Origin of the sequence: Comamonas sp. Z3 (genome assembly GCF_008121565.1) — a bacterium.
Classification (GTDB): domain Bacteria; phylum Pseudomonadota; class Gammaproteobacteria; order Burkholderiales; family Burkholderiaceae_C; genus Comamonas; species Comamonas brasiliensis.
This window is the reverse complement of the sequence record NZ_VOQU01000006.1, coordinates 123,952-144,603: the sequence shown is the minus strand read 5'-3', so window position 1 is coordinate 144,603 and position 20,652 is coordinate 123,952. Positions and strand designations below refer to the sequence as shown.

Below are 20,652 nucleotides of genomic sequence, written 5' to 3'. Positions count from 1 at the left end.
CAAGCTAGACCCGGATGCGCTCGATCAGCCGCTGACTGGCGTCATCCAGCCCCTTGAGCTCCACGCGGCAGCCATGCTGGCGCAGACGCTCCATGACCTTGTCCAGCGCGCCCACGGCGGTGATGTCCCAGAAATGCGCGCCGCTGACATCGATGCGGGCCTGCTTGCCAGCCGCGGCACGCACGTCGAAGGCCTCGATCAGCGCATCGGCAGAGGCAAAAAACACCTGGCCGCTCACCGTCCAGGTATAGAGATCGCCAGCCTCGTTCAGGCTGTCCCGGACCTGCAGCATATTGGCCACCTTGAAGGTGAAGAACACGCCCGAGAGCAGCACGCCGGCCACCACGCCGGCGGCCAGATTGTGGGTGGCGATGGTGATGATCACCGTCACCAGCATCACCGAGCTGGACAGGCGCGGGTGGCGCACCAGATTGCCCAGCGACTTCCAGTCGAAGGTAGAGACCGACACCATGACCATGATGGCCACCAGAGCAATCACCGGCACCCGGGACACCCAGGGCTTGAGGGCGACCATCAGAATCAGCAGAAACACCCCGGCAAACAGGGTGGACAGGCGGCCGCGGCCGCCGTATTTCACATTGCCCACGGCCTGGCCTATCATGCCGCAGCCCGCAATGCCGCCGAACAGGCTGGCCGAGACATTGGCCAGGCCCAGGCCCGTGCATTCGCGGCTCTTGTTGCTGGGCGTGCCCGTCAGGTCATCCACCACGGCCGCCGTGAGCACGGACTCCAGCAGGCCCACCATGGCAATCGCCAGGGCCGGCAGGGCGATGATGCGCAGCGTCTCCAGGCTTGCGGGGATTTCGGGCAGGGCGAACAGCGGCAGGCTGTCCGGCAGATGGCCCAGATCGGCCACGGTCTTGAGCGGCAGACCCATGAGGCTGCCCAGCAGGGTCAGCACCAGCACGCAGATCAGTGGTGAGGGAATGGCGCCCAGCGCCTTGAGCTGCAGCCTCTGTCCCAGCCAGGGCAGGCCGTAGATCAGGGCCAGGCCCAGGGCCAGCATGGCCCAGGTGGCGGTGTTGGCGCCATGCAGATGCGGCAGCTGGGCAGAAAAGATCAGAATGGCGAGCGCATTGACAAAGCCCGTGCGCACCGAGCTGGAGACAAAGCGCACCAGGCTGCCCATCTTGCACAGGCCGAAAGCGATCTGCATGGCGCCGGCCAGCAGGCCTGCGGCCAGCAGATACTGCAGACCATGCGAGGCGACCAGCGGAGCTGCCACCAGGGCCACCGAGCCGGCCGCTGCCGAGACCATGGCTGGGCGTGCGCCGAACACGGCAATCACGATGCTGATGATGAAGGAGGCGTACAGCCCCACGGCCGGGTCCACGCCCGCGACAAAGGAAAAGGCAATGACCTCGGGAATCAGCGCAAACGTGGCGACGGCGCCGGCCAGCAGCTCACGCGGAACGCTGGGCGCCCATTCGGCGCGCCATCGGCTCAGGGAAAAATGGGGATTCATATCGCAGCAGCAAGTGAGGCGCTGCCCATGCAAAGCAGACAGCGCCGGTGGGCGATATTAAGCAGTGCCCAGGACTTTTGCTGCCTGAGGGTCAGGCCGGGCGCTTGAAGCACACCATCTTGGGCCTGAAGCGCTGCAGCACCTCGCCGCGCTGGTTCCTGGTGTGGGAGAGCACGCGCACCAGGGCCCGGTTGGGTTTGGACTGGGAGGGAATGATCTCCACGATTTCGGACTCCACCTGCAGCACGTCGCCGGGGCGCGTGGGCTGGGGCCAGGCCAGCTCTTCCATGCCGCCGCCGATCACGCCGTCGGCCAGGGGAATGCTTTGCGTCACCAGCAGCATGCTGATGGAGGCTGTATGCCAGCCGCTGGCGGCCAGGCCCTGGAAGAAGGTGTGCTTGGCAGCTTCGGGGTCGAGGTGAAAGACCTGGGGGTCGAACTGCCTGGCATAGGCAATGATTTGCGCCTCATCCAGCGGATAGCCGTCGCTGACGAACTTCTGGCCTACGTACAGATCATCCAGATACAGTTTCTCGCTCATTGGCGTCCTCTTTCATGGCGGTGTATGGGGTGGCCGACAGTATGCGCGGCGGCGAACCCGGCCGCTGTTGCCAAGGTGCCAGAGCGCTATGCTTGGACGCATGAATTTCGAGTTTGAAGATTCCGAGGTCGCCGCGATCAGCCTGCAGGATGGAGCGTTGCAGATCCGCTTTTCCGCCGCCCGTGTGCATGACGGTGAGCGAGTCGGAACCGGCGAGGGGCTGTGGCAGCCGTTGCTATTGATATGCAAGCACATTGCGCAGACTGACGAAGCGCTGGAGGCTGATTTGAATCCAATCCTGGCCGCCTTGGGCCGTGTTCGGCAAGCGCAGCTGCATGTCGCCGGGCAGCGCCTGCACCGTCTGCCCCTGCCTTTTGCCAGCGATGCGGGTTTTGTGCTGGAGCTGGAAATGGGCGACGGCCTGTTTTGCCGGCTCAAGGGGCGGGGGCTTGCGCTGCAGGCTCTGCCCAGTCAATCGTCGGTGGACTCCTACCAGTGCTGATGGCGCTCCTTGCCTCTGTATCGTTCTTGACGCTGGACACCGGCGCGGCCTGAATCAGAGGCGCCGGGCAAGGGGCAGCATGCCCTTGCCCGGCGCCTAAGAGGGATGCGCAATCCTAGAACTCCAGATTGTCTATGAGCCGGGTGCTGCCCAGGCGTGCCGCGCCCAGGGCCACCAGCTCGCCGCTGCGCGCATCGGCAGGTGTCTGCAGATCGCTGCGCTGGCGCACGCTCAGATAGTCGGGCTCCCAGCCCTTGGCGCGCAGCGCGGCCATGGCCTGCGCTTCGAGATCGGCCAGATTGCCACCCTGGCGCGCAGCATCGGCCAGGGCCTTGAGCGCCCGGGACAGCGCCATGGCCTGCACGCGCTGTTCATCGCTGAGGTAGCCGTTGCGTGAGCTCAGGGCCAGGCCGCTGTCGGCGCGTGCCGTCGCGCAGCCGATGATCTCTATGGGCAGGGCGAACTGCTGCACCATGCGGCGGATCACCATCAGCTGCTGATAGTCCTTCTGTCCGAAAACGGCCGTGCCGCCGCCCGTGGTGGCAAACACGGCCTGGAACAGCTTCATGACCACGGTGCAGACGCCGGTGAAGAAACCGGGGCGGAAGTGGCCTTCCAGGATGTCGGCCAGCTGCGCATCGGGCTGGACCTTGAAGGTCTGCGGCTCGGGGTAGAGGTCTTTCTCCCTGGGGGCGAAGACGATGTCGCAGCCTTCGGCTTCCAGCTTGGCGCAGTCGGCATCGAAGGTGCGCGGGTAGCTGTCGAAGTCTTCGTGAGGCAGAAACTGCAGGCGGTTCACGAAGATGCTGGCCACGGTCACATCGCCGTGCTGGCGGGCCTGGCGCACGAGGCAGAGATGGCCTTCGTGCAGATTGCCCATGGTGGGTACGAAAGCAGGGCGACCGCGACCGGCCAGAGCGGCGCGCAGGTCGGCGATGGTGTGAACGATTTGCATGACTCGAACAGTGGGGGAAAACGAAAACAAAGGCCCGGGTTCACCAGGCGTGCAGCGCATTGTCAGGGAAGCTGCCATTCTTGACCGCTTGCACATAGGCTTCCATGGCGCCCTTGACGCTGCCTGCATCGGCCATGAAGTTGTGCACGAACTTGGCCATCTTGCCCAGATTCACGCCCAGCATGTCATGCAGCACCAGAACCTGGCCGGCCGTGCCATTGCCCGCGCCAATGCCGATGGTGTGGCACAGCGGCAGTTCCTCGGTCAGCTGGGCGGAGAGGGTTGCGGGCACCATCTCCAGCACCAGCATGGAGGCTCCGGCGTCCTGCAGCTCCAGCGCATGCTGGCGCAGCGTGGCCGCTGCCTGCTCGTCCTTGCCCTGTACGCGATAGCCGCCCAGTGCATGCACGGTCTGCGGCGTCAGTCCCAGGTGGGCGCAGACGGGCACGCCGCGGTCGACGAGAAAGCGCACGGTGGGAGCCGTCCAGCCGCCGCCTTCGAGCTTGACCATATGGGCACCGGCCTGCATCAGCTGGCAGGCGCTGCGCATGGCCTGCTCGGGACTTTCGGCATAGCTGCCGTAGGGCATGTCGGCAATCACCCAGGCCGTGGCCTGGGCGCGGTGCAGGCCGCGCGTGACGCTGGCCGTGTGATAGGCCATATCCTGAAGCGTCACTCCCACGGTGCTGTGCAGTCCCTGGCAGACCATGCCCAGCGAGTCGCCGACCAGAATGCACTCCACACCGGCCGCGTCGGCCACGGCGGCAAACGTCGCGTCGTAGGCGGTCAGCATGGTGATTTTTTCACCGGCAGCGCGCATCTGGGTCAGTCGCGGCAGGCTGACGGGGCGGCGCTGGGGCTGGGGTGAAGAGGGGGGGATGGTGCCGTAAGGCGTGCCGGTAGCGGTCATGAGCTGTCTCCTGATATGTCTATGGCCTGGCCCCGCAGAAAAGCCTGCAGGCAAATTTGCCCGCGAGTCTATGCGATGCTGCGCTGCAGCGCCACGTTAAAACAGGGTATGGCTGCTGTCGTCCGCCTTACTATGCTGTGGGCTCAGCTTCGCATGGCCCAGCGCTTTCCGGCCTTCCATTTCTTTTTGCACAAGGTTGTTCATGTCCATGCTCGAGTCCCTGCAGCCGTCGGTTTCAGCGCCTGTGTCAGCCGTGGCCTGGCAGGGTCTGCGCAGCGTGAGCTGGCTGGAGTCGCTGTCCGACGAGAGGCTGTCGGTGCTGGCGGGGCAATGCCTGTGGCACCGGCTGGAGGCGGGACAGGTGCTGCACGGCGCCTATACCGATCAACGCATGTACATGCTGATCAGCGGCCAGCTCAGTGTCGGCAGCTACAGCGCCAGCGGGCGGGCCATGATTCTGGGTTATCTGGAACCTGGTTTCTTTTTTGGCGCGTTCGCGCCGCAGCCACCGGTTCGTCATGTCTCCGTGCAGGTGCAGGCCACGCATGAGAGCCTGGTTGCATCGCTATCGAATGCCGAGCTTGAGACGCTGATCATGAGCGATGTTCTGGTCATGCGGGCCGTGGTCCAGCGGCTCAGCGAACTGGCAGGGGTGCTGGCGCGGCGCGTGGTCAGCCTGGGAACCCTCACGGTGCGCGGCCGTCTGCATGCCCAGTTGCTGGAGCGTGCCGAGATGGCGGGAGTCGAGAACGACGAGGCACTGCTGTCGCCGGCTCCGCGCCAGAACGATCTGGCCCTGATGCTGGGCACCAGCCGCGAAGAGGTCGCACGCGAGATGTCGCGGCTCACGCGCCTGGGCTTGCTCAGGCGCGAGGGACGCAATCTGCGTCTTTGTCGTGTGGATGGTCTGCGGCTTCTGCTCGAGGAAGCACATTGATTTTCCGCAATGTGGAATGAGTTTTTGCGTGAGAAAACGCACAGACGGCCTGCGGGACCGGGAGCATAGTTCAGCCATACAGCAGCGAGACAGGTCCTCTTTCCGCTGCTGCGCCGTTGAAAGGATTGAAAAATGCGTTCCCTTACCCGTATCTTGACCGCCGCCGTGCTGACCGCCAGCGCCGCTGCGGCCATGGCTCAAGACCTCCCCCAAACTCCCGTAACCTCCAGCAAAAGCCGTGCCGAAGTGATGGCCGACCTCGAGATGTACCAGCGAGCCGGCCTGGGCTACATGCCCACGCCCGCAGCCTATGTCGAGACCGAGTTCAGCGCTGAATACCACAAGGCCTATGCCGAATACCAGCGCCTGCTGGCCAGCCCTGCCTACACGGCTGCCGTGACCAAGTACCAGTCGCAGCTGGGCGGCAAGTAACAGAGTTCTCTCTTAGCCATCCGACAGAGGTGGCCCATTGGTGGATGCGCGCTGAGGGATTCCTTCAGCGCGTTTTTTTATGCCGGCAATGCCGGGCGGATGGATATAGCAAGTTTGATAGCATTCCGCGCATGTCGACAGTGCGCTTGCAGGTGATCTGACTTGAAAACCATTCTTGATTTCACCGCTCCCTGGCAGGCTGGAGCAGCCCGTCTGCAGCATGGCTTTGGCGTTCCCGAGCAAGTCTTGCAGGCGCATCGCCCCGAGGACGTGCCTGCCGTGCTGGAGGCCGTGCAGCAGGCTGCCGAGCAAGGCCTGTGGTGCGTGGGTTGGCTGGCCTACGAGGCGGCCGCAGCTTTTGACCGTGCCTATGCAGATGCTGTACATGGCTCCCCATCGGGTCAGCCGCTGGCCTGGTTCGGCCTGCATCGCGCGCCGCTGGCGATGGATGTGCCGCCCCGGCCGCAGCAGACCGCAGCGGTGCATTGGCAGACAGCGCTCAGCCGCGCGCAGTTCGATGCCCATGTGGCACGCATCCATGCGGCGATTGCGGCGGGCGACTGCTATCAGATCAATTACACGGCCCCCCTGACTGCCGAGCTTGGGGCGCTGCAGCATGGCGATGCCGGCGCACTGGCCCAGGCGCTGTTCGCAAGGCTGCAGCAGGCCCAGCCCGGCGGCTATGCGGCGTTGGTCGACAGCGGCGACATACAGGTGCTGTCGCTGTCACCCGAGCTGTTTTTCGACTGGGATGGCGAGCGGATTCTGACCCGCCCCATGAAGGGCACCGCGGCGCGTGGCAAGACCCCGCAAGCCGATGCACAGGCTGCACAAACCATGCGCGAGTCGGTCAAGGAGCGGGCCGAGAACGTGATGATCGTGGATTTGCTGCGCAATGATCTGTCACGCATTGCGGTGCCGCACAGCGTGAAAGTGCCGCAGCTGTTTCAGGTCCAGGCGCTGCCGGCCGTCTGGCAGATGACTTCGGATGTGGTGGCTCGCACGCGCCCGGATGTGCGGTTGGTGGATGTGTTCGCAGCCCTGTTTCCCTGCGGCTCGATCACCGGGGCGCCCAAGCGTCAGGCCATGCGTCTGATTCGCGAGCTGGAGCCCGAGCCCCGAGGCGTCTACTGCGGCGCTCTGGGCGTGGTGCGGCCGGGGGCCGGGCCGAGGCGTATTCATGCCAGCTTCAATGTTCCCATTCGCACCGTGGTGCTCAAGAATGGGCGTCTGAGCTGCGGCATAGGCAGCGGCATCACGGCCAGCGCCAATGCGGCCGATGAATGGATGGAATGGCAACACAAGCAGGCTTTTCTGAAGGTGCTTGAACAAGGCGTCGGCGTATGAACACGAATCTTGAAATCCTCGAAACCCTGGCTCTCAAGGATGGCCGCTGGCAGAACTGGGCTTTGCACTGGGCCCGTTTGCAGATCACGGCGCAGCATTTTCGCTATCCGCTGATGCAGATGCAGCTGGAGTCCGATATGGAGCGCATAGCCAGTCAGACGCATTCCATGGGCGACTGGCGCGTGCGGCTGGCGCTTTCGGCCACGGGTGAGATGCAGATCACGGCCGAGCCCCTGCCGCCGACTGCTCAGCCCGTCGCGTTGCAGCTGGCGCATCGGCCCATCGCCAATGCGGTGGCGTACAGCGATGTGGTGCGTTTCAAAACCTCGGTACGTCAGCATTACGACGCTTTCAGACCCCAGAGCACCGGCATTTTCGATATCGTACTTTTCAACGAGGACGGCCAGATCACCGAAGGCACGCGCGGCAATATTGCCGTGCAGCTCGATGGGCGCTGGGTCACGCCGCCGCTGCAATGCGGCTTGCTTCCGGGCGTGGGGCGGGCGCTGGCCTTGTCGCAGGGACGGCTGACGGAGCAGGTGGTGACGCTGGAGCAGGCGCGTCATGCCGGCGGCTGGGCCTTCATCAATAGCCTGCGCGGCTGGCTGGATGCTCGTTTGATCACCTAGGGGTGGTTTGTTATTGTGCGGACGTAAGCAACCTGGAGGAGTCTCAGCCATGGATGACGACGACTTTGATGCCTTGTACCTGGACCTGATGAAGGAATTCCTGGCCACTGCGACACCACTGCAATGGCTGGCCGTGGTCACCACCATGAACTACGACAACGGCAGCGCCTTGCCCGACTGGATCAGCAAGCATCCCAAGCTGGAGCCCGCCGTTGCCAAGGCGCTGTACTGGTATCAGCAGCCGGGCTACTTCCAGCACTATGCCTCGCAGGACAAGGTGCCCGGCATCAACCGCGCGGGCTGGGCCCGCATACAGGCGCTGAGCCAGCGCTTCGAGCAGGGCAATCTGGCTCCCGCCACCATCGGCTGGGATCCGGCCAACGATCTGGCCTCGCCCACGGGCAATGAAAAACACCCGGGCTATGACTGGACCAGCGAAGCCGTCAAGGGCGATGAGGCCAAATGGCAGATTCCGGCCATCATGCTGCTGGCCGTGCCCGGAGAGCAACCCGATATTTATGCCTATGTCGACGAGCATGGCTGGGAAGACGGCATGCCGCCCCATGTCCAGGAAGAGCTCAATGCCGCCATGGATGGAGATGAAGTCGAGGACGAGGATTAGCGCCTGCGCGGTCGGACCGGTTCAGACGATGCTGTGGCTGACGAGCAAAACAGCTCTTTGGGTATCATTTTGCGATACCTTGTGAAGAAGGACTTGGCTTGAGCGAGCGGATTTTCTACTATCCGTTCACCACAACTTCCGAGACCCGCTCATGAACTCCCAAGCCATCACCAGCCACAAGCCTTCCTCCGCTTTTGTCGGCGCATCCTGGGCCGCCTTGCTGCTGGGCGTCGTCGCTTTCATGGCTGGCCTGTGGAATGCAGCCATGCAGCTCAACGAGAAAGGCTTTTACTTTGCCGTGCTGGTGCTGGGTCTTTACTCGGCCATTTCGCTGCAGAAAACCGTGCGCGACAAGCTCGAGGGTGTTTCCGTGACCGGCATCTACTACGGCATCAGCTGGGTGGCGCTGATCATCGCGGTGCTGCTGCTGGGCACAGGTCTCTTCAATGCCACATTGCAGCTCAGCGAAAAAGGTTTCTATGCCATGGCTTTTGCGCTGGCCCTGTTCGGTGCGATTGCCGTGCAGAAAAACACCCGCGACAGCCTGAGCGCCGACGATGGCTCGGCAGAGCGCAAGCGCGGCAAGAGTGAGCGCAACGGGCCCGCTCTGGTAGTGACCGATCCCGCCAAGTCCGCCGATGTGTCCGAGCAGGTGGCCAATAACCGCTGAGCCGGAAAACGGGTTGACCGCTGAATCTCAGGCGCCCCTTGGGGGCGCCTGATTGCATTGGCGCAGCTGCAGCTGCTGCGCCACAAACTGACTGAAGACTTCCTGCAGCACTGCATGGACCGTCGCATCCTGGGGCCGCTTCTGCAGCTGTGCCAGGGCCAGGGCCGCAGCCTCGAAGCTGGAGAGCTGTCCGGGCAGATGGGCCTTGCGGATGGCGTATCCGGAGTCCTCCACGCCGAGCAGGGGCAGGCGCGGCAGGGCCTGCAGTGCGGGATTGAGATAGAGCATCTTGCGGCTTTTGCGCCAGGTGCCGTCGATGATCACCAGCCGCAGACGCTCTGGCGGCTGCGGCCAGGGCAGAGGCAGGGGGGCGGCCGCAGCCAGCCCCAGGGCGGCATCCTGGTCTGCTGTATCGGGGTAGAGCAGCAGGCTGTGGCGGGGCGCACCATCGGTATCGGCCCAGCTGGCCGATCGGCCATGCAGCGCCGCTTCCAGCTCGGCGGCATCGAATTCCTCGCCCACCATGACCCGGCTGTGTGGCAGGCACAGATGCAGCAGATGCCCGGTGCCCTTGGCTTCGTGCACTTCCATGGGGTGCATGAGGATCAGCACTTCGACCTGGTGCGCGACCGGCCTGGCCAGCGCGCAGACGCAGGTGCGCAGCGCCCGGTGACAGCGGGGGCAGCGGGGGCGAGGCTCGGGTTTGCTCATGATTCAGGAGCTGCTTGCTCTTTTGGGGTAAGTGGTTGAGGCGATTTTTATCTCAAACCAAGGTCCCTGAAACAAAAACGCCCGCAAGCATGGCTGCGGGCGCTCTGGCTTGTGTGGCCGAGGGCTTACAGGCGACCCTTGAAGTAGGTGGCCTTGTCCATATCGGACACGTCCACGCTCAGCTGCACCATCACATCGGCAGGCTGGGGCACCAGACGACGCAGGACTTCGGCAATGCCGTCCGACATCTGCTTCTTGGCTTCGGTGCTGCGACCGGCCATCAGCTGCAGGTGCACATGGACGAAGCCACGGTTCTCGGGCTGGGTACCGATATAGACATGGTCCAGGTTCAGGCGGGCAATGCGGGCCTTGACATCGGCTTCATCGAGAACGGTAGGGTGGGAGCAGACCACGGCGTTGATGTCGCGCATCAGTTCGCGTTCGTTCAGGCCGGTCAGGTTGTCGGTGTATTCAATATGCAGATGAGGCATGGAGTTCTCTCGCTCGATTTTGGAGGCAAAAGCCGTTTTTACAGCATCTGGGTGGGCACTTTGTGGCGCAGCTCGACCTGTTTGTTGCTGTCGTCCACAAAGACCAGCTGCGGCTGGTGCTCGGCCACATCGCTCTCATGAACCTGGGCGAAGGCGGCAATGATGAGCAGGTCGCCCACGCTGGCCCGGCGAGCGGCCGAACCGTTGACGGAAATCATGCCCGTGCCGCGCTCGCCCTTGATGGCGTAGGTCACAAAGCGCTCGCCGTTGTCGATATTCCAGATATGGACTTGTTCGTTCTCAGCAATGTTGGCGGCATCCAGCAGATCCTCGTCGATGGCACAGGAGCCTTCGTAGTGCAGCTCGCATTGCGTGGTCTTGACGCGGTGGATCTTGGATTTGAGCAGGGTGCGGAACATGTTTGTCTCTCTGGGGCGCTTTGCGCGTTGCTGAAATGGGGCAGGCCTGTGCTTGCGAAAAATCACGCAAGTCTAAATGCGATCGGTAAAACCCATGTAGTTCATTGAGGGCATTGACAGGGAAATGCGGTGTCTGCGCATCCCTGCGGTGAAAGCTCTGCCGGTCGCTGATGTAGGACGATGTGACGATTGTCGTTGTGGTTGTTGTTTTGTTGAGAATTTAAGGGTTGTAACTAATGTTTCATTTTCACTTTGTTTAATGACTTCAGTCCCAGACGGGGCCCGTCCAAGGCAGGCCGTAGCCGTACTGCATGGGCTTTCTCATTTCTACAAACACAGTGAACAGCATGAAACGAACTCTTCTCGCCCTTGCCGCCCTGACCGTCTCCGCCGGCGCCCTGGCTCAATCCAGCGTTTCCGTCTTTGGCGTGGCCGACGTGTCGGTGGCCCACATCTCCACGACCGGCAAAAGCGTTTCCGGTCTGGCCAACGGTGGCAACTCCAGCAGCCGTCTGGGCTTCCGCGGTGTGGAAGATCTGGGCGGCGGCCTGAAGGCCGATTTCTGGCTGGAAGGCAGCCTCAGTGTGGACGACGGCACGGCATCCGGCTTCAAGTTCGATCGCCGCTCCACCGTCAGCCTGCTGGGCAACTTCGGTGAAGTGCGCCTGGGTCGTGACAAGACCCCCGCCTACCAGAACCTGGAAACCTTCCATGCCTTCGGTGACACTGGCATGGGCGCCATCAACGGCCATAACCTGATCAGCGGCTCGGCTGCAGGCACCTCCGAAGGCTCCAACCCCAAGCGCAACTCCAACGCCATCAGCTATCTGCTGCCCAAGCTGGGCGGCGTCTATGGTCAGCTGACCCACAGCTTTGGCGAGCAGGCCGACGACCATAGCCTGGCCAGCTCCACTGGCCTGCGTCTGGGCTATGCCAGCGGTCCCCTGAACGTTGCTGCAGCCTACGGCATCGCACGTGGCGGCACGGCTGCCGCTGGCGTGGACTACAAGACCATGAATCTGGGTGCTTCCTACAACTTCGGTGTTGTCACTCCCATGCTGCTGATCGCGTCCGATCGCGGCAACGGCAAGCGTGTCGATCTGTACAGCCTGGGCGTGAAAATGCCTCTGGGCGCCGGCGAACTGCGCGCCGCCTATACTTGGTACAAGGACAAGAAGCAAAGCGATGCGGACTCCCAGCGTCTGGCTCTGGGCTATGGCTACAAGCTGTCCAAGCGCACCGAAATCTATGCGGCCGTGGCACGCATGAGCAACGACGACAAGGCTTCCCGCAAGCTGGGTTCGTCGCTGAGCCCTACACCCGCTGTGGGCAAGAGCCTGACGGGTTACGAAATCGGCCTGCGCCACAATTTCTAAGAGCATGGGCAGCAAAGAGCTGCGGCGGCTGCCGCACTCCGCTGCCTGATGATCTTGCCGAGTTAGGCCTCCTGGTGGGAAAGCCGTCTGACTCTCAGCAAGCTGGCCCCGCAATAGCGGGGCCTTTTTTTGTTGCAGCTGTGCGCCTGTCCTCAGGACAGATCGAGCACGCAGCCGTCGCCGATGCTGTCGCGCCAGACGCGGATGCGGCTGGGCGCAGGCTCAAGGTCGGCCAGCGCGCTGGCGATGAAGAGACAGAGGTTTTCCAGCGTGGGCTTGCCCAGACCCGGCACTTCATCGAGAAAGTGATGGTCTAGCTGATCGCGCAGCAGCTCCAGGCGCGCGCGCAGGTGGCCGAGGTCGATGACCATGCCGTTGTCCGGATTGCGCGGGCCGGTCACGCTGACTTCCGCCCAGTAAGTATGGCCGTGAATGCGGCGGCTGCTCTCGGTCTCGATAGCGCGCTCCAGGGTATGGGCGGCATCGAAGAAAAAACGCTGGTGAACGGTGAACTGCATATCAGTGATCGGTGACGCTGAGCATTGCCTTCGGCCTTTGAGCTGGGAACGGACCCCATGGCGGACGGCCAGCAAGGGCCGCCCCGCAGCAAAGGCCGTCGTCCCCCTGGGGGGAAGGCGCAAAGCGACTCAGGGGGGTCATCTAATTCCAGTGAGCTTGTGGGTTTGCAGGCTCAGGCGCCAGCCGGGGCGTTGCATGCATTGCTCGATACAGGCGGTAATATTGCCGCTCTGCTGGGCGTTGTCCATGGGCTGCAGAAAATAGTGCTGGAAATCGGTGCTGGCTTCAATGGCCGCCAGATCGAATGTGGGCTGAGGCCAGACCAGCTTGAGTTCCTGGCCGCTGCGCTGAATCCAGTCGGCGCCGGCCTTGGGGCTGATGCACAGCCAGTCTATGCCCTCGGGTGCGGCCACCGTGCCGTTGCTTTCCACCGAAATACGAAAACCGCGCGCATGCAGGGCGGCGATCAGGGCCTCATCGACCTGCAGCAAAGGCTCGCCGCCCGTCAGTACCACCATGCGGTGCTGGCTGTCGTCGGCAGGCCACTGGCTCAGAATGCGCTCGGCCAGCGCATCGGCGGTGGCGAACTTGCCGCCCAGGGTGCCGTCGGTGCCGACAAAATCGGTGTCGCAGAACTGGCAGATGGCATTGGGCCTGTCCTGCTCACGGCCCGTCCACAGATTGCAGCCCGCAAAGCGGCAGAACACGGCGGGCGTGCCGGCCTGGCCGCCTTCGCCCTGCAAGGTGTAGAAAATTTCTTTGACGCTGTATGTCATGTCGTATGTGTCGCGTCAAGGCGCGGTGGAACAGGAGGCTGGCGTGCTGCAGCCCGGGATGCGAATGTAAGCCCTTGCTGAACTTCTGGTGGGCCATAGGGTTACAAGGCGCTTGCCTTGCAGGCGGTCGCAGGCCTCACACCGGGGTATAGGCCAGGCGCACATAGATCGGTGCGTAGGCTTCCGCCTGGGTGATTTCGATCAGCGTTTCCTTGGCCAGCTCCAGCATGGCGATAAAGGTCACGACCAGCACGGTCGAGCCTTTTTCCGGGTTGAAGATGCGCTCGAACTCCACGAAACGCTGGCCCTGCAGCTGCTTGAGGATCTGGCTCATGTATTCGCGCACCGATAGCTCTTCGCGCGTGATCTTGTGGCTTTGCACCAGCTTGGCACGCTTGAGGATGTCGCGCCAGGCCGCTTGCAGCTCGCCGATTTCCACATCCGGAAAGCGCGGTTGCAGGCTTTGCTCGATATAGACCGTGGCCTTGAGAAAGTCGCGTCCGTAGGTGGGCAGCTGCCCCAACTGCTGGGCGGCCAGCTTCATCTGCTCGTATTCGAGCAGGCGGCGCACCAGCTCGGCGCGCGGATCCTCGGCTTCCTCGCCGTCCTCCTGCTTCTTGGGCGGCAGCAGCATGCGCGACTTGATCTCGATGAGCATGGCCGCCATCAGCAGATATTCGGCTGCCAGCTCCAGATTGCGGCTGCGCACCTCGTCCACATAGGTCATGTACTGGCGCGTCACGTCCAGCATGGGGATGTCGAGGATGTTGAAGTTCTGCTTGCGGATCAGATAGAGCAGCAAGTCCAGCGGGCCTTCAAAGGCTTCGAGAAAGACTTCCAGCGCATCGGGCGGGATATAGAGATCCTGGGGCAGCGCAAACAGCGGCTCACCGTACAGGCGTGCCAGAGCTACCTGATCGACGACCGAAGGCGACGGGTCAGGGGCGTCCGGGTTCTGGCCCGGCAACAGGGTCTGTTCTTCAGCCTCGCTCATGGTCTGCTATGGATTGCAGAGCTGAGCGCGCTTGACGAGTAAGCGCTTGAGGCTGATTTCATCGAAAAGATCAGGAGTGGTTGGTCTGGTACACGTAGGGCTGTTGTTCCACGCGGCCGGCGCGCAGATCTTCCCAGACTTCATAGTTCACGTCCTTGTCCCACAGCAGGGCGCGACCGGCTTGCTGCTGCTTGTCCAGCTCGGGCTTTTGCTGCTTCAGGTCGTTGATGAAGTTGGTGGTGTCGGAACGGTAGTCGGGGCGACGGAAGAAAGACATATGTGTAAAACCTCTCAGAACAGCGGATTTTAGCCCGTCGCGGACGGCAGGCCCGCTGCGGGCTATTTCAGGTCCTTGAGACAGATCTGCGCGAACTCCTTGCAGTCGGCCGAGGCCAGGGGCGAATCGACGATCTTGCGCAGCACGGCGGCAAATTCGGCAGCTCCGACCGGGTTCGGGTCATTGCGCTGGAAGTCCTCGTCCACGCGCATGGTGCGGTCCAGCCAGCCCATCACCTGCACACTGGGTTGACGCTCCAGCGACGCCAGCAAGGCCGGGGTGTAGGTGGCCATGGGGTGTTCCTCGATCAGGCTGCCGAACGGGCCAGGGCCGCCATAGTCCAGCTCGGGATAGGTTTCGATCAGTGTCAGGATTTGCGGCAGAACCTGCTCCAGTGCAGCTTCCTGCAGTGTCTCCAGGTGTTCGTAGACGGGGTCGATGATCAGCCATTTGTCCTGCTGATCCCGCGCCGCCTGCGCGGCGTTGGTGAATTGGGAAAACAGTTGCTCAAGGGTTGTGCTCACGAGGGATGGCTCCGTTTTGACAAGCGTTTGCAAAAGTGGCGCGCGTGCGCGGATGGCTTGCTGTCAGAATTCGCATTCTGTCTGGCAAGCATTGTGATTCAAGTCCATGAATATTTTTTCGCGTATGACGGCGGCCCTGGCGGCAGCTGCAATCAGCACCCTGGCGCTGCTGGGTTGCGACGAGCAGAAGATCAAGGAGCTGGAGGAAGGTCTGTCCACCGAGGCCGATGTGCGAGCGAAGTTTGGCGAGCCCGAACGCATCTGGAACGAACAGGATGGCTCGCGCACCTTGGAGTACAACCGCCAGCCGGCCGGTGCCAAGAACTACATGATCACCATAGGCGCGGATGGCAAGATGAGTGCGCTGCGCCAGGTGCTGGCTCCGCATGTGTTTGCGAGGATCGTGCCCGGCATGGAGGAAAACGAGGTGCGCCGCATGCTGGGCAAGCCCGCCAAGATGATGACTTACCAGCTCAAGCAGGAAACCGACTGGGACTGGAACTACATCGATCCGCCCACGCGCGAGATGCAGTTCACGGTGACCTTTGGCTCCGATGGCCGGGTGCTGCGCACGCTCAACCGCGAACGTCTGCCCGACGAGTCGCGCGGCTGAGCGGCCGCAAAGCGGCCGGATCTGCTCAAAGCCCTGCCTGCGATGGTGCAGTCAGGGCTTTTTTGCATCTGAGAGGCAAGCCTGCGCGCATACGTTGGTGACGGGTGCGCTGTATCGATTCTGAATTGATAGCGTTGAGTGCTTTAACCGTAAGAGATGGAGGCCTAAAAAGCTCGAAATTCTTGATGGAGGTGCTTCCGAAATTCCCCTTCTGGATTTGTTGCGTTGCAGCAAATCATGTGCATACAGCATGAGTCCATCCGTAAAATTAAGGGGTTTCCCGGTGTTATCCGCACCGGCACGCCCCGGTCTTTATCGAGATCATGGGCATCAATCTTGCTGTCTTACCCGACATGTCCACACCGCTATCTTCTTCGGCCAGCTCCACTCTGGCCGGCCGCATGGATGCCTCCGCTGCTGCTGCACCGGCCACTTCGGGCCTGCGCCATGGCCGCTTCGAGGACGCGCAGGCCCTGTTCACGGGCTCGCTGTTTGTCTCCATCACCATGATGCTGTTTGCGCAGGCGGGACTGCTCACGGGCAGCACGGCGGGCGTGGCCTTTTTGCTGCACTACGTGACGGGGCTGCCTTTCGGTGCCGTCTTCTTTGTCATCAATCTGCCGTTCTACTGGTTTGCCTGGAAGCGCATGGGCGCGGAGTTCACGGTCAAGACCTTTGTCTCGGTCGCCATGCTGGCACTGATGGCCGATGTGGGCCCGCGCTTCATCCATATCGACTACCTGAATCCGCTCTATGCGGCCGTGGCTGGCGGCTTGCTCATGGGATCGGGTTGCCTGTTCCTGGCACGGCATCGCTCCAGTCTGGGCGGGGCCACCATCGTCTCGCTCTATCTGCAGGACCGCTACGGCATTCGCGCCGGCAAGGTGCAGATGATGATCGATTGCAGCGTGGTGCTGCTGGCGCTGGCCATCGTGCCGCTGGAGCGCGTGGCGTACTCGGTGCTGGCGGCGGTGATCATGAGCATGTTTCTGTGGATCAGCCATCGTCCCGGCCGCTATCAGGGCAACTGAGGTCTGTCATCCATGAAAAAGCCCCGCCCCGGTGCAAACCGGGCGGGGCTTTTTCATGTGTCTCGCCATCAGGCGACGCTGATCGTCTTCTGGGCACTCAGCGTCTGGCCCTGATCGTCCTTCCACTGCATCTGCAGCTCGCCGCTTTCCCGGGCCACAAAGGTGAACTCGATATAGGGGTTCTGGGCAATCGAGATGCCGGGCTCCCAGCTGAACAGCAAGGCGTTGCCCAGCCGGGCTTCGAAACGGCTCACGATATTGCGCGGACGCACCTTGCCCGTGGCCGGGTCGGTGCGCAGACCGCTTTCCATGACATGTTCCATCTGCGCGCGCACGCGCAGCACTTCGCCTTTCTTGGGGTTGGCATTGCTGACCCATACGCGAGCTGGTTTGTTCATTGAAATTCCTTTTGGTTCACGCATCCAGGGTAAATCTGGAAGCCGCTATGTCCGAATTGGCTGGGGGCTTGAGTCCAGCAAGCGCCGCGCAAAGGCAGCCCTGCTGCGCTGGCTGTCCCACTGTGGGGGGAAGGCGCGAAGCGACTCGGGGGGATGCCTAGATTCACATGCCGCAGCCGCTGGCGGCCACGGTCGTCGCCTGTTTGGCGACCAGTATCTTGCCGCTTTTCATGCGTGCCAGGGCATGAACGGTCTGCGACTGGGACAGGCGTATGCGCACCGCCGCCTCGGCCGCTCCGGCCGCAGCCGTGAACTGCATGCGGCAGGCCAACGGCGAGGGGTTGAGTTCGGCCAGCACGATGATCTCCTCGCACCAGTCCTGCTCGGTGATGGGCAGCGTCACCTTGATCTTGACGGGAACGGCGCTGGGGTTGTCGGCCAGCACGGGCAGCTCCAGCTGCAGGCCTTCGGCCAGGCCGGGCTTGCTGCCCGTGAATTGCTCCATGATTTTCCTGAACTCGGCCGGGTTGGGGGCCAGCGGGCCGACCAACGGAGTCTTGGCCTGGGCGAGAGCAGAGGCGGGCAGGGCCAGGCTGGCGCCGGCTGCCGCCGCGCCCAGCACCAGACTTCTGCGGGAGGTGTGCTTGAACATTGCTTTTCTTCAATCCAATCAACAGAACTTTAAAACTCGCACCAGCTTCAGGCCAGAGCCGATGGAGGGCGTCATCCGGCAGGGGGAAGCCGCATCGGCGGCTCAGGGAGAATGGCTAGACCCCCAGGAAATCTCCGAACTTGCCGTTGATCCAGGCAAAGTCCTCCTTGACCAGATCGGAGGTGCGCACATCCATGTCGATCTGGGTCTGGTTGACCTGGCCGCTGGCGTCCACCTCGTATTCGAACTTCACCGAAATTTCCTCCTGAGGGTCGCCGTTGACCATCATGTAGCAGAGGTTGTCGGGCAGCCGGGCCACGACCTCCTTGCCGGCCACGCGCTCTGCAATGTTCCGGGCGACGATCTTGCCGATGTAGTTGGCCACATGGCCGCTCTTGGGGTAGTGGCCGAACTGGGGCGAGATCGCGCCCATCAGATCGCCGACAAAATACACGCGGTCGTCACTTCTGGCATGGAACAGGCGGTTGTGCATATCGGCCCAGCCCGTGGGCTTGCCGGTGGCCGCATCCTTGCCGATCAGATCGGCCTTCCAGACCATGTCTGCGGCCTGGTGGGGCGGCATGAGGATGGCATCGTCAAACTTGAAGTCGCCTGCTGCGGTCTTGATCTGCTTGTTGAAGGGGTCCACTTCCTTGACGCCGGCATTGGGCACATGGGTGATGATGTCTGCGTACAGCTCCTCGAAAGCCTGCTTGTAGCCCACGCCGATAGGTGCGATCTTGGGCTTGGGGTCGAGAATCAGGATCTTGCCGGGAATCTTGTTCTTCTTGATATGCCAGGCGATCAGGCAGGCGCGCTCATAGGGCGAGGGCGGGCAGCGATGCGGCGGAGGCGGCAGCGTCATCACCAGCGTGCCGCCCTTGAAGTTCTTGACCTTGCTCTTGAGCGAGAGCATTTCCTGGTTGGGGATGTAGGCGTTGGGAAAGTGGGTGCGCGTGTACTCGATGGCGCGCTGGTCGTTGCCGAACCAGGCCTCGTAATCGTTGCGAATGCCGCCCGAGAGAATCAGGAAGTCGTACTCGATCAGGCCATGGGCCGTGCGCACCAGCTTTTTGTCGCGCTCGAAGCCCGTGACCTCGGTCTGCAGCAGCGTGTAGCCGTATTTGTTGGCCGGGTGCAGCATGTCGCGGTTCACGAAGTCCGTGCCAACGATGTCCACCAGCCACTTGTTGCTCATCGGGCCGGACCAGAAGGTCGGATTGCGCTCCAGCAGCACGACGTCGGAAGCGGGAATCAGCTCGCGCAGATAGCGTGCCGCCGTGAGGCCGCCCCAGCCGCCGCCGCAGATCACGATGCGTGGACCCTTGCCCTGGCGCGGCAGGATGGGCGACTGGCTGCTGATGATGGCGGGTGCAGCCATTGCCGGGCCGGCAGCAGCGCCCAGGGCGAGTGCGGGCGGAGTCCAGAGGAAATGGCGACGTTGCATGAGCATTGCTCCTGTAATGGGAATGGGGCCTGATCGAGGCCTCGGATTCGGGCAGGGGAAGCAAGCTTGGGCGCAGCGCGGCGGGATTGCCTCTCAGCCGACACGCGGCACAAGCAGAGCTGGTGGCTGGAGATTCTAGGAGCAGGCCCTGATCCGGGATCGTTGAATACCCAAGCGAAGCCAGCGCTATTGCTGGCGCAGCAGGCGCAGGCTGAGCAGCGTTCCGAGCAGGATGCCGGCAATCGCCACAAAGCTGGCCAGCGACAGCGTCGACAGCCCGCTCAGCCCCTGGCCGATGGAGCAGCCTGCGGCCAGCACGCCGCCGACGCCCATCAACAGGCCGCCACCGGCGCTGGCCGCCAGGCGGCTGGTGGAGTCAAAGCCTTCCCAGCGCGCCGTGCGGCTGCCAAGGGCTGCGAGAAAGGCACCGGCGAGCACGCCCGCCGTCAGCGCCAGGCCTATGCCGGGCTCGCGTCCCACGGACAGTTGCAGATAGAGCAGGGCCTCGGCAATCGGGCCGATAAAGCTCAGCGAGGTGAGGCGGGCCGGCTCGAACTCATCGACCCCGATATGCGCAGTCAGCCACCAGCCGGCAGCCACCAGCAGGCCTATGAGCAGCGCGCTGCCCCACTGCAGGTGGCTCTGGCGCAGGCCGGGGCGCAGCAAGGCATAGGCCAGCAGCAGCAGGCACAGACCAAGCGTCAGCAGCCATGTATTCAAGAAAGACAGATAGGCGGGCAAGGTGGCGTGAGCCAGAGTGAGGGGAGTGAGGGCCTGCAGCCACAGGCGCAGAGGCGTCAGCACACCGGTCATGGCCAGTTGCGCGCCCAGCGCCAGAAACACCAGGGTGACCAGAGAGCGCAGATTGCCTCCAGCCAGCAGCACCAGAGAGCGCGCGCCGCAGGCTCGTGCCAGCACCATACCGACGCCAAACAGCAAACCGCCAATCAGCACGCCAGCGATGGAAAAGCTGGGCCGCGCAATGGCGGCCTGGCTCAGATCGAGCATTCCCAGAGCCTGCAGCCCCTGCGAGGCCAGCAAGGCCACGGCCAATGCCAGGGCAAAGGCCTGCAATGCAGGAGCCTGACCGGGTGCGACTTCCGCATCCCGCCCTATTTGCTGGCGCAGCCCGCGCAGCAGACAGAAACGCCCCAGCCGCGCGGCGATGCCGAAGGCCGTGCCCAGCAAGAAAACAGACCACAGCAACATATCAGTCGTTCAATAAAGCAGATGAGGGTGGGCGGCAGAGATTCGCACCAGACGCATGATGCGTGAACCTTCGCTCGGGCTGGCGAGCAAGGGCTGTCCCGCAGCAAAGCCAGCGTCCCCAGTGTCGCGAGAGAAGGGGGAAGGCGCGTCAGCGCCTCAGGGCCAGCAAACAAACAGACCACAA

General features: G+C 62.9%; 26 protein-coding genes. 10 read left to right on the top strand and 16 right to left on the bottom strand.

The window, feature by feature from the left end; translation table 11 throughout:
• Positions 1 to 4: 4 nt before the first annotated feature.
• Positions 5 to 1,486 carry a SulP family inorganic anion transporter gene (locus FSY59_RS18225; protein ID WP_148729468.1) on the bottom strand — a complete coding sequence of 494 codons (1,482 nt, stop codon included), beginning with the start codon at positions 1,484 to 1,486 and terminating at the stop codon, positions 5 to 7.
• Between the two features lie 91 nt (positions 1,487 to 1,577).
• Positions 1,578 to 2,027 (bottom strand): MaoC family dehydratase, encoded by a 450-nt coding sequence (locus FSY59_RS18220; RefSeq protein WP_003051916.1) that lies wholly within the window; start codon positions 2,025 to 2,027, stop codon positions 1,578 to 1,580.
• Between the two features lie 100 nt (positions 2,028 to 2,127).
• Between FSY59_RS18220 and FSY59_RS18215 the strand changes: the two genes are divergently transcribed.
• Positions 2,128 to 2,529 carry a hypothetical protein gene (locus FSY59_RS18215; protein ID WP_019044097.1) on the top strand — a complete coding sequence of 134 codons (402 nt, stop codon included), beginning with the start codon at positions 2,128 to 2,130 and terminating at the stop codon, positions 2,527 to 2,529.
• 115 nt (positions 2,530 to 2,644) lie between these two features.
• Here the strand turns inward: FSY59_RS18215 and panC are convergent, their stop codons facing one another.
• Together panC and panB are read right to left on the bottom strand one after the other, a co-directional pair.
• Entirely contained in the window at positions 2,645 to 3,484 is an 840-nt protein-coding gene (panC, locus tag FSY59_RS18210; RefSeq protein WP_003051920.1) for a pantoate--beta-alanine ligase, read from the bottom strand.
• Positions 3,485 to 3,524: 40 nt separating this feature from the next.
• Complete coding sequence (gene panB / locus FSY59_RS18205) at positions 3,525 to 4,394, bottom strand: 3-methyl-2-oxobutanoate hydroxymethyltransferase (protein WP_003051922.1); 870 nt, start codon at positions 4,392 to 4,394, stop codon at positions 3,525 to 3,527.
• Positions 4,395 to 4,596: 202 nt separating this feature from the next.
• Here panB and FSY59_RS18200 point away from each other — a divergent pair, with 202 nt between their 5' ends.
• The 6 genes from FSY59_RS18200 (at position 4,597) to yiaA (ending at position 9,031) form a co-directional block, all read left to right on the top strand.
• Positions 4,597 to 5,331 (top strand): Crp/Fnr family transcriptional regulator, encoded by a 735-nt coding sequence (locus FSY59_RS18200; RefSeq protein WP_003051924.1) that lies wholly within the window; start codon positions 4,597 to 4,599, stop codon positions 5,329 to 5,331.
• Between the two features lie 132 nt (positions 5,332 to 5,463).
• Positions 5,464 to 5,763 (top strand): DUF4148 domain-containing protein, encoded by a 300-nt coding sequence (locus tag FSY59_RS18195; RefSeq protein WP_003051926.1) that lies wholly within the window; start codon positions 5,464 to 5,466, stop codon positions 5,761 to 5,763.
• A gap of 162 nt (positions 5,764 to 5,925) precedes the next feature.
• Entirely contained in the window at positions 5,926 to 7,110 is a 1,185-nt protein-coding gene (gene pabB, locus FSY59_RS18190) for an aminodeoxychorismate synthase component I (protein WP_003051928.1), read from the top strand.
• Positions 7,107 to 7,739: an aminotransferase class IV gene (locus FSY59_RS18185; RefSeq protein ID WP_003051930.1), complete on the top strand. Its 633-nt coding sequence runs from the start codon at positions 7,107 to 7,109 to the stop codon at positions 7,737 to 7,739. Before pabB ends, FSY59_RS18185 begins: the two co-directional genes overlap by 4 nt.
• Positions 7,740 to 7,788: 49 nt before the next feature.
• Positions 7,789 to 8,361 carry a DUF4274 domain-containing protein gene (locus FSY59_RS18180; protein ID WP_003051932.1) on the top strand — a complete coding sequence of 191 codons (573 nt, stop codon included), beginning with the start codon at positions 7,789 to 7,791 and terminating at the stop codon, positions 8,359 to 8,361.
• A 151-nt stretch (positions 8,362 to 8,512) separates the two neighbouring features.
• On the top strand, positions 8,513 to 9,031 hold the full coding sequence (yiaA, locus tag FSY59_RS18175) for an inner membrane protein YiaA (protein ID WP_003051934.1): 519 nt from the start codon (positions 8,513 to 8,515) through the stop codon (positions 9,029 to 9,031).
• A gap of 27 nt (positions 9,032 to 9,058) precedes the next feature.
• On the opposite strand, the gene FSY59_RS18170 is transcribed toward yiaA, so the two are convergent.
• The 3 genes from FSY59_RS18170 to panD all read right to left on the bottom strand — a co-directional run bounded on the left by FSY59_RS18170 (position 9,059) and on the right by panD (position 10,652).
• Complete coding sequence (locus FSY59_RS18170) at positions 9,059 to 9,742, bottom strand: tRNA-uridine aminocarboxypropyltransferase (RefSeq protein WP_003051937.1); 684 nt, start codon at positions 9,740 to 9,742, stop codon at positions 9,059 to 9,061.
• Positions 9,743 to 9,867: 125 nt separating this feature from the next.
• Positions 9,868 to 10,233 carry a 5-carboxymethyl-2-hydroxymuconate Delta-isomerase gene (locus FSY59_RS18165; protein ID WP_003051939.1) on the bottom strand — a complete coding sequence of 122 codons (366 nt, stop codon included), beginning with the start codon at positions 10,231 to 10,233 and terminating at the stop codon, positions 9,868 to 9,870.
• Between the two features lie 38 nt (positions 10,234 to 10,271).
• Positions 10,272 to 10,652 carry an aspartate 1-decarboxylase gene (gene panD / locus FSY59_RS18160; protein ID WP_003051941.1) on the bottom strand — a complete coding sequence of 127 codons (381 nt, stop codon included), beginning with the start codon at positions 10,650 to 10,652 and terminating at the stop codon, positions 10,272 to 10,274.
• A gap of 347 nt (positions 10,653 to 10,999) precedes the next feature.
• Here panD and FSY59_RS18155 point away from each other — a divergent pair, with 347 nt between their 5' ends.
• A complete protein-coding gene (locus FSY59_RS18155; protein ID WP_148729467.1) occupies positions 11,000 to 12,028 on the top strand; it encodes a porin in 1,029 nt (342 codons plus the stop codon).
• 152 nt (positions 12,029 to 12,180) lie between these two features.
• Here FSY59_RS18155 and FSY59_RS18150 read toward each other — a convergent pair whose 3' ends face one another.
• From FSY59_RS18150 to FSY59_RS18130, 5 genes are all read right to left on the bottom strand, one after another.
• A complete protein-coding gene (locus FSY59_RS18150) occupies positions 12,181 to 12,546 on the bottom strand; it encodes a 6-carboxytetrahydropterin synthase (RefSeq protein WP_003051945.1) in 366 nt (121 codons plus the stop codon).
• 138 nt (positions 12,547 to 12,684) lie between these two features.
• Positions 12,685 to 13,323, bottom strand: coding sequence for a 7-carboxy-7-deazaguanine synthase (gene queE / locus FSY59_RS18145; protein WP_148729466.1), 639 nt, complete (start codon positions 13,321 to 13,323; stop codon positions 12,685 to 12,687).
• A gap of 136 nt (positions 13,324 to 13,459) precedes the next feature.
• Positions 13,460 to 14,317 (bottom strand): ScpA family protein, encoded by an 858-nt coding sequence (locus FSY59_RS18140; RefSeq protein WP_003051948.1) that lies wholly within the window; start codon positions 14,315 to 14,317, stop codon positions 13,460 to 13,462.
• A 70-nt stretch (positions 14,318 to 14,387) separates the two neighbouring features.
• Positions 14,388 to 14,594, bottom strand: a complete 207-nt coding sequence (locus tag FSY59_RS18135; RefSeq protein WP_003051953.1) for a DUF3460 family protein — start codon at positions 14,592 to 14,594, stop codon at positions 14,388 to 14,390.
• A 62-nt stretch (positions 14,595 to 14,656) separates the two neighbouring features.
• Positions 14,657 to 15,118, bottom strand: a complete 462-nt coding sequence (locus FSY59_RS18130) for a hypothetical protein (protein WP_050872324.1) — start codon at positions 15,116 to 15,118, stop codon at positions 14,657 to 14,659.
• A gap of 106 nt (positions 15,119 to 15,224) precedes the next feature.
• Here FSY59_RS18130 and FSY59_RS18125 point away from each other — a divergent pair, with 106 nt between their 5' ends.
• Together FSY59_RS18125 and FSY59_RS18120 are read left to right on the top strand one after the other, a co-directional pair.
• A complete protein-coding gene (locus FSY59_RS18125; protein ID WP_003051956.1) occupies positions 15,225 to 15,731 on the top strand; it encodes a hypothetical protein in 507 nt (168 codons plus the stop codon).
• Between the two features lie 323 nt (positions 15,732 to 16,054).
• On the top strand, positions 16,055 to 16,762 hold the full coding sequence (locus FSY59_RS18120) for a YitT family protein (protein ID WP_050872323.1): 708 nt from the start codon (positions 16,055 to 16,057) through the stop codon (positions 16,760 to 16,762).
• A gap of 68 nt (positions 16,763 to 16,830) precedes the next feature.
• On the opposite strand, the gene soxZ is transcribed toward FSY59_RS18120, so the two are convergent.
• From soxZ to FSY59_RS18100, 4 genes are all read right to left on the bottom strand, one after another.
• Complete coding sequence (soxZ, locus tag FSY59_RS18115; RefSeq protein WP_148729464.1) at positions 16,831 to 17,160, bottom strand: thiosulfate oxidation carrier complex protein SoxZ; 330 nt, start codon at positions 17,158 to 17,160, stop codon at positions 16,831 to 16,833.
• A gap of 163 nt (positions 17,161 to 17,323) precedes the next feature.
• A complete protein-coding gene (locus tag FSY59_RS18110; RefSeq protein WP_148729463.1) occupies positions 17,324 to 17,812 on the bottom strand; it encodes a thiosulfate oxidation carrier protein SoxY in 489 nt (162 codons plus the stop codon).
• Between the two features lie 115 nt (positions 17,813 to 17,927).
• Positions 17,928 to 19,259 carry an FAD/NAD(P)-binding oxidoreductase gene (locus FSY59_RS18105; RefSeq protein ID WP_148729462.1) on the bottom strand — a complete coding sequence of 444 codons (1,332 nt, stop codon included), beginning with the start codon at positions 19,257 to 19,259 and terminating at the stop codon, positions 17,928 to 17,930.
• A 186-nt stretch (positions 19,260 to 19,445) separates the two neighbouring features.
• On the bottom strand, positions 19,446 to 20,468 hold the full coding sequence (locus tag FSY59_RS18100; protein WP_148729461.1) for a YeeE/YedE family protein: 1,023 nt from the start codon (positions 20,466 to 20,468) through the stop codon (positions 19,446 to 19,448).
• Positions 20,469 to 20,652: the final 184 nt, after the last annotated feature.

Bases quoted from the DNA above. Each gene is read 5' to 3' on its own strand.
- FSY59_RS18185 (WP_003051930.1), top strand. From the start codon at position 7,107: ATGAACACGAATCTTGAAATCCTCGAAACCCTGGCTCTCAAGGATGGC.
- FSY59_RS18105 (WP_148729462.1), bottom strand. From the start codon at position 19,259: ATGCAACGTCGCCATTTCCTCTGGACTCCGCCCGCACTCGCCCTGGGC.
- FSY59_RS18215 (WP_019044097.1), top strand. From the start codon at position 2,128: ATGAATTTCGAGTTTGAAGATTCCGAGGTCGCCGCGATCAGCCTGCAG.
- FSY59_RS18200 (WP_003051924.1), top strand. From the start codon at position 4,597: ATGTCCATGCTCGAGTCCCTGCAGCCGTCGGTTTCAGCGCCTGTGTCA.
- FSY59_RS18135 (WP_003051953.1), bottom strand. From the start codon at position 14,594: ATGTCTTTCTTCCGTCGCCCCGACTACCGTTCCGACACCACCAACTTC.
- yiaA (WP_003051934.1), top strand. From the start codon at position 8,513: ATGAACTCCCAAGCCATCACCAGCCACAAGCCTTCCTCCGCTTTTGTC.
- FSY59_RS18155 (WP_148729467.1), top strand. From the start codon at position 11,000: ATGAAACGAACTCTTCTCGCCCTTGCCGCCCTGACCGTCTCCGCCGGC.
- FSY59_RS18225 (WP_148729468.1), bottom strand. From the start codon at position 1,486: ATGAATCCCCATTTTTCCCTGAGCCGATGGCGCGCCGAATGGGCGCCC.
- FSY59_RS18150 (WP_003051945.1), bottom strand. From the start codon at position 12,546: ATGCAGTTCACCGTTCACCAGCGTTTTTTCTTCGATGCCGCCCATACC.
- panD (WP_003051941.1), bottom strand. From the start codon at position 10,652: ATGTTCCGCACCCTGCTCAAATCCAAGATCCACCGCGTCAAGACCACG.
- FSY59_RS18165 (WP_003051939.1), bottom strand. From the start codon at position 10,233: ATGCCTCATCTGCATATTGAATACACCGACAACCTGACCGGCCTGAAC.
- FSY59_RS18110 (WP_148729463.1), bottom strand. From the start codon at position 17,812: ATGTTCAAGCACACCTCCCGCAGAAGTCTGGTGCTGGGCGCGGCGGCA.
- FSY59_RS18180 (WP_003051932.1), top strand. From the start codon at position 7,789: ATGGATGACGACGACTTTGATGCCTTGTACCTGGACCTGATGAAGGAA.
- panC (WP_003051920.1), bottom strand. From the start codon at position 3,484: ATGCAAATCGTTCACACCATCGCCGACCTGCGCGCCGCTCTGGCCGGT.
- FSY59_RS18140 (WP_003051948.1), bottom strand. From the start codon at position 14,317: ATGAGCGAGGCTGAAGAACAGACCCTGTTGCCGGGCCAGAACCCGGAC.
- FSY59_RS18195 (WP_003051926.1), top strand. From the start codon at position 5,464: ATGCGTTCCCTTACCCGTATCTTGACCGCCGCCGTGCTGACCGCCAGC.
- FSY59_RS18170 (WP_003051937.1), bottom strand. From the start codon at position 9,742: ATGAGCAAACCCGAGCCTCGCCCCCGCTGCCCCCGCTGTCACCGGGCG.
- FSY59_RS18125 (WP_003051956.1), top strand. From the start codon at position 15,225: ATGAATATTTTTTCGCGTATGACGGCGGCCCTGGCGGCAGCTGCAATC.
- panB (WP_003051922.1), bottom strand. From the start codon at position 4,394: ATGACCGCTACCGGCACGCCTTACGGCACCATCCCCCCCTCTTCACCC.
- queE (WP_148729466.1), bottom strand. From the start codon at position 13,323: ATGACATACAGCGTCAAAGAAATTTTCTACACCTTGCAGGGCGAAGGC.
- FSY59_RS18100 (WP_148729461.1), bottom strand. From the start codon at position 20,468: ATGTTGCTGTGGTCTGTTTTCTTGCTGGGCACGGCCTTCGGCATCGCC.
- FSY59_RS18220 (WP_003051916.1), bottom strand. From the start codon at position 2,027: ATGAGCGAGAAACTGTATCTGGATGATCTGTACGTAGGCCAGAAGTTC.
- FSY59_RS18120 (WP_050872323.1), top strand. From the start codon at position 16,055: ATGGGCATCAATCTTGCTGTCTTACCCGACATGTCCACACCGCTATCT.
- soxZ (WP_148729464.1), bottom strand. From the start codon at position 17,160: ATGAACAAACCAGCTCGCGTATGGGTCAGCAATGCCAACCCCAAGAAA.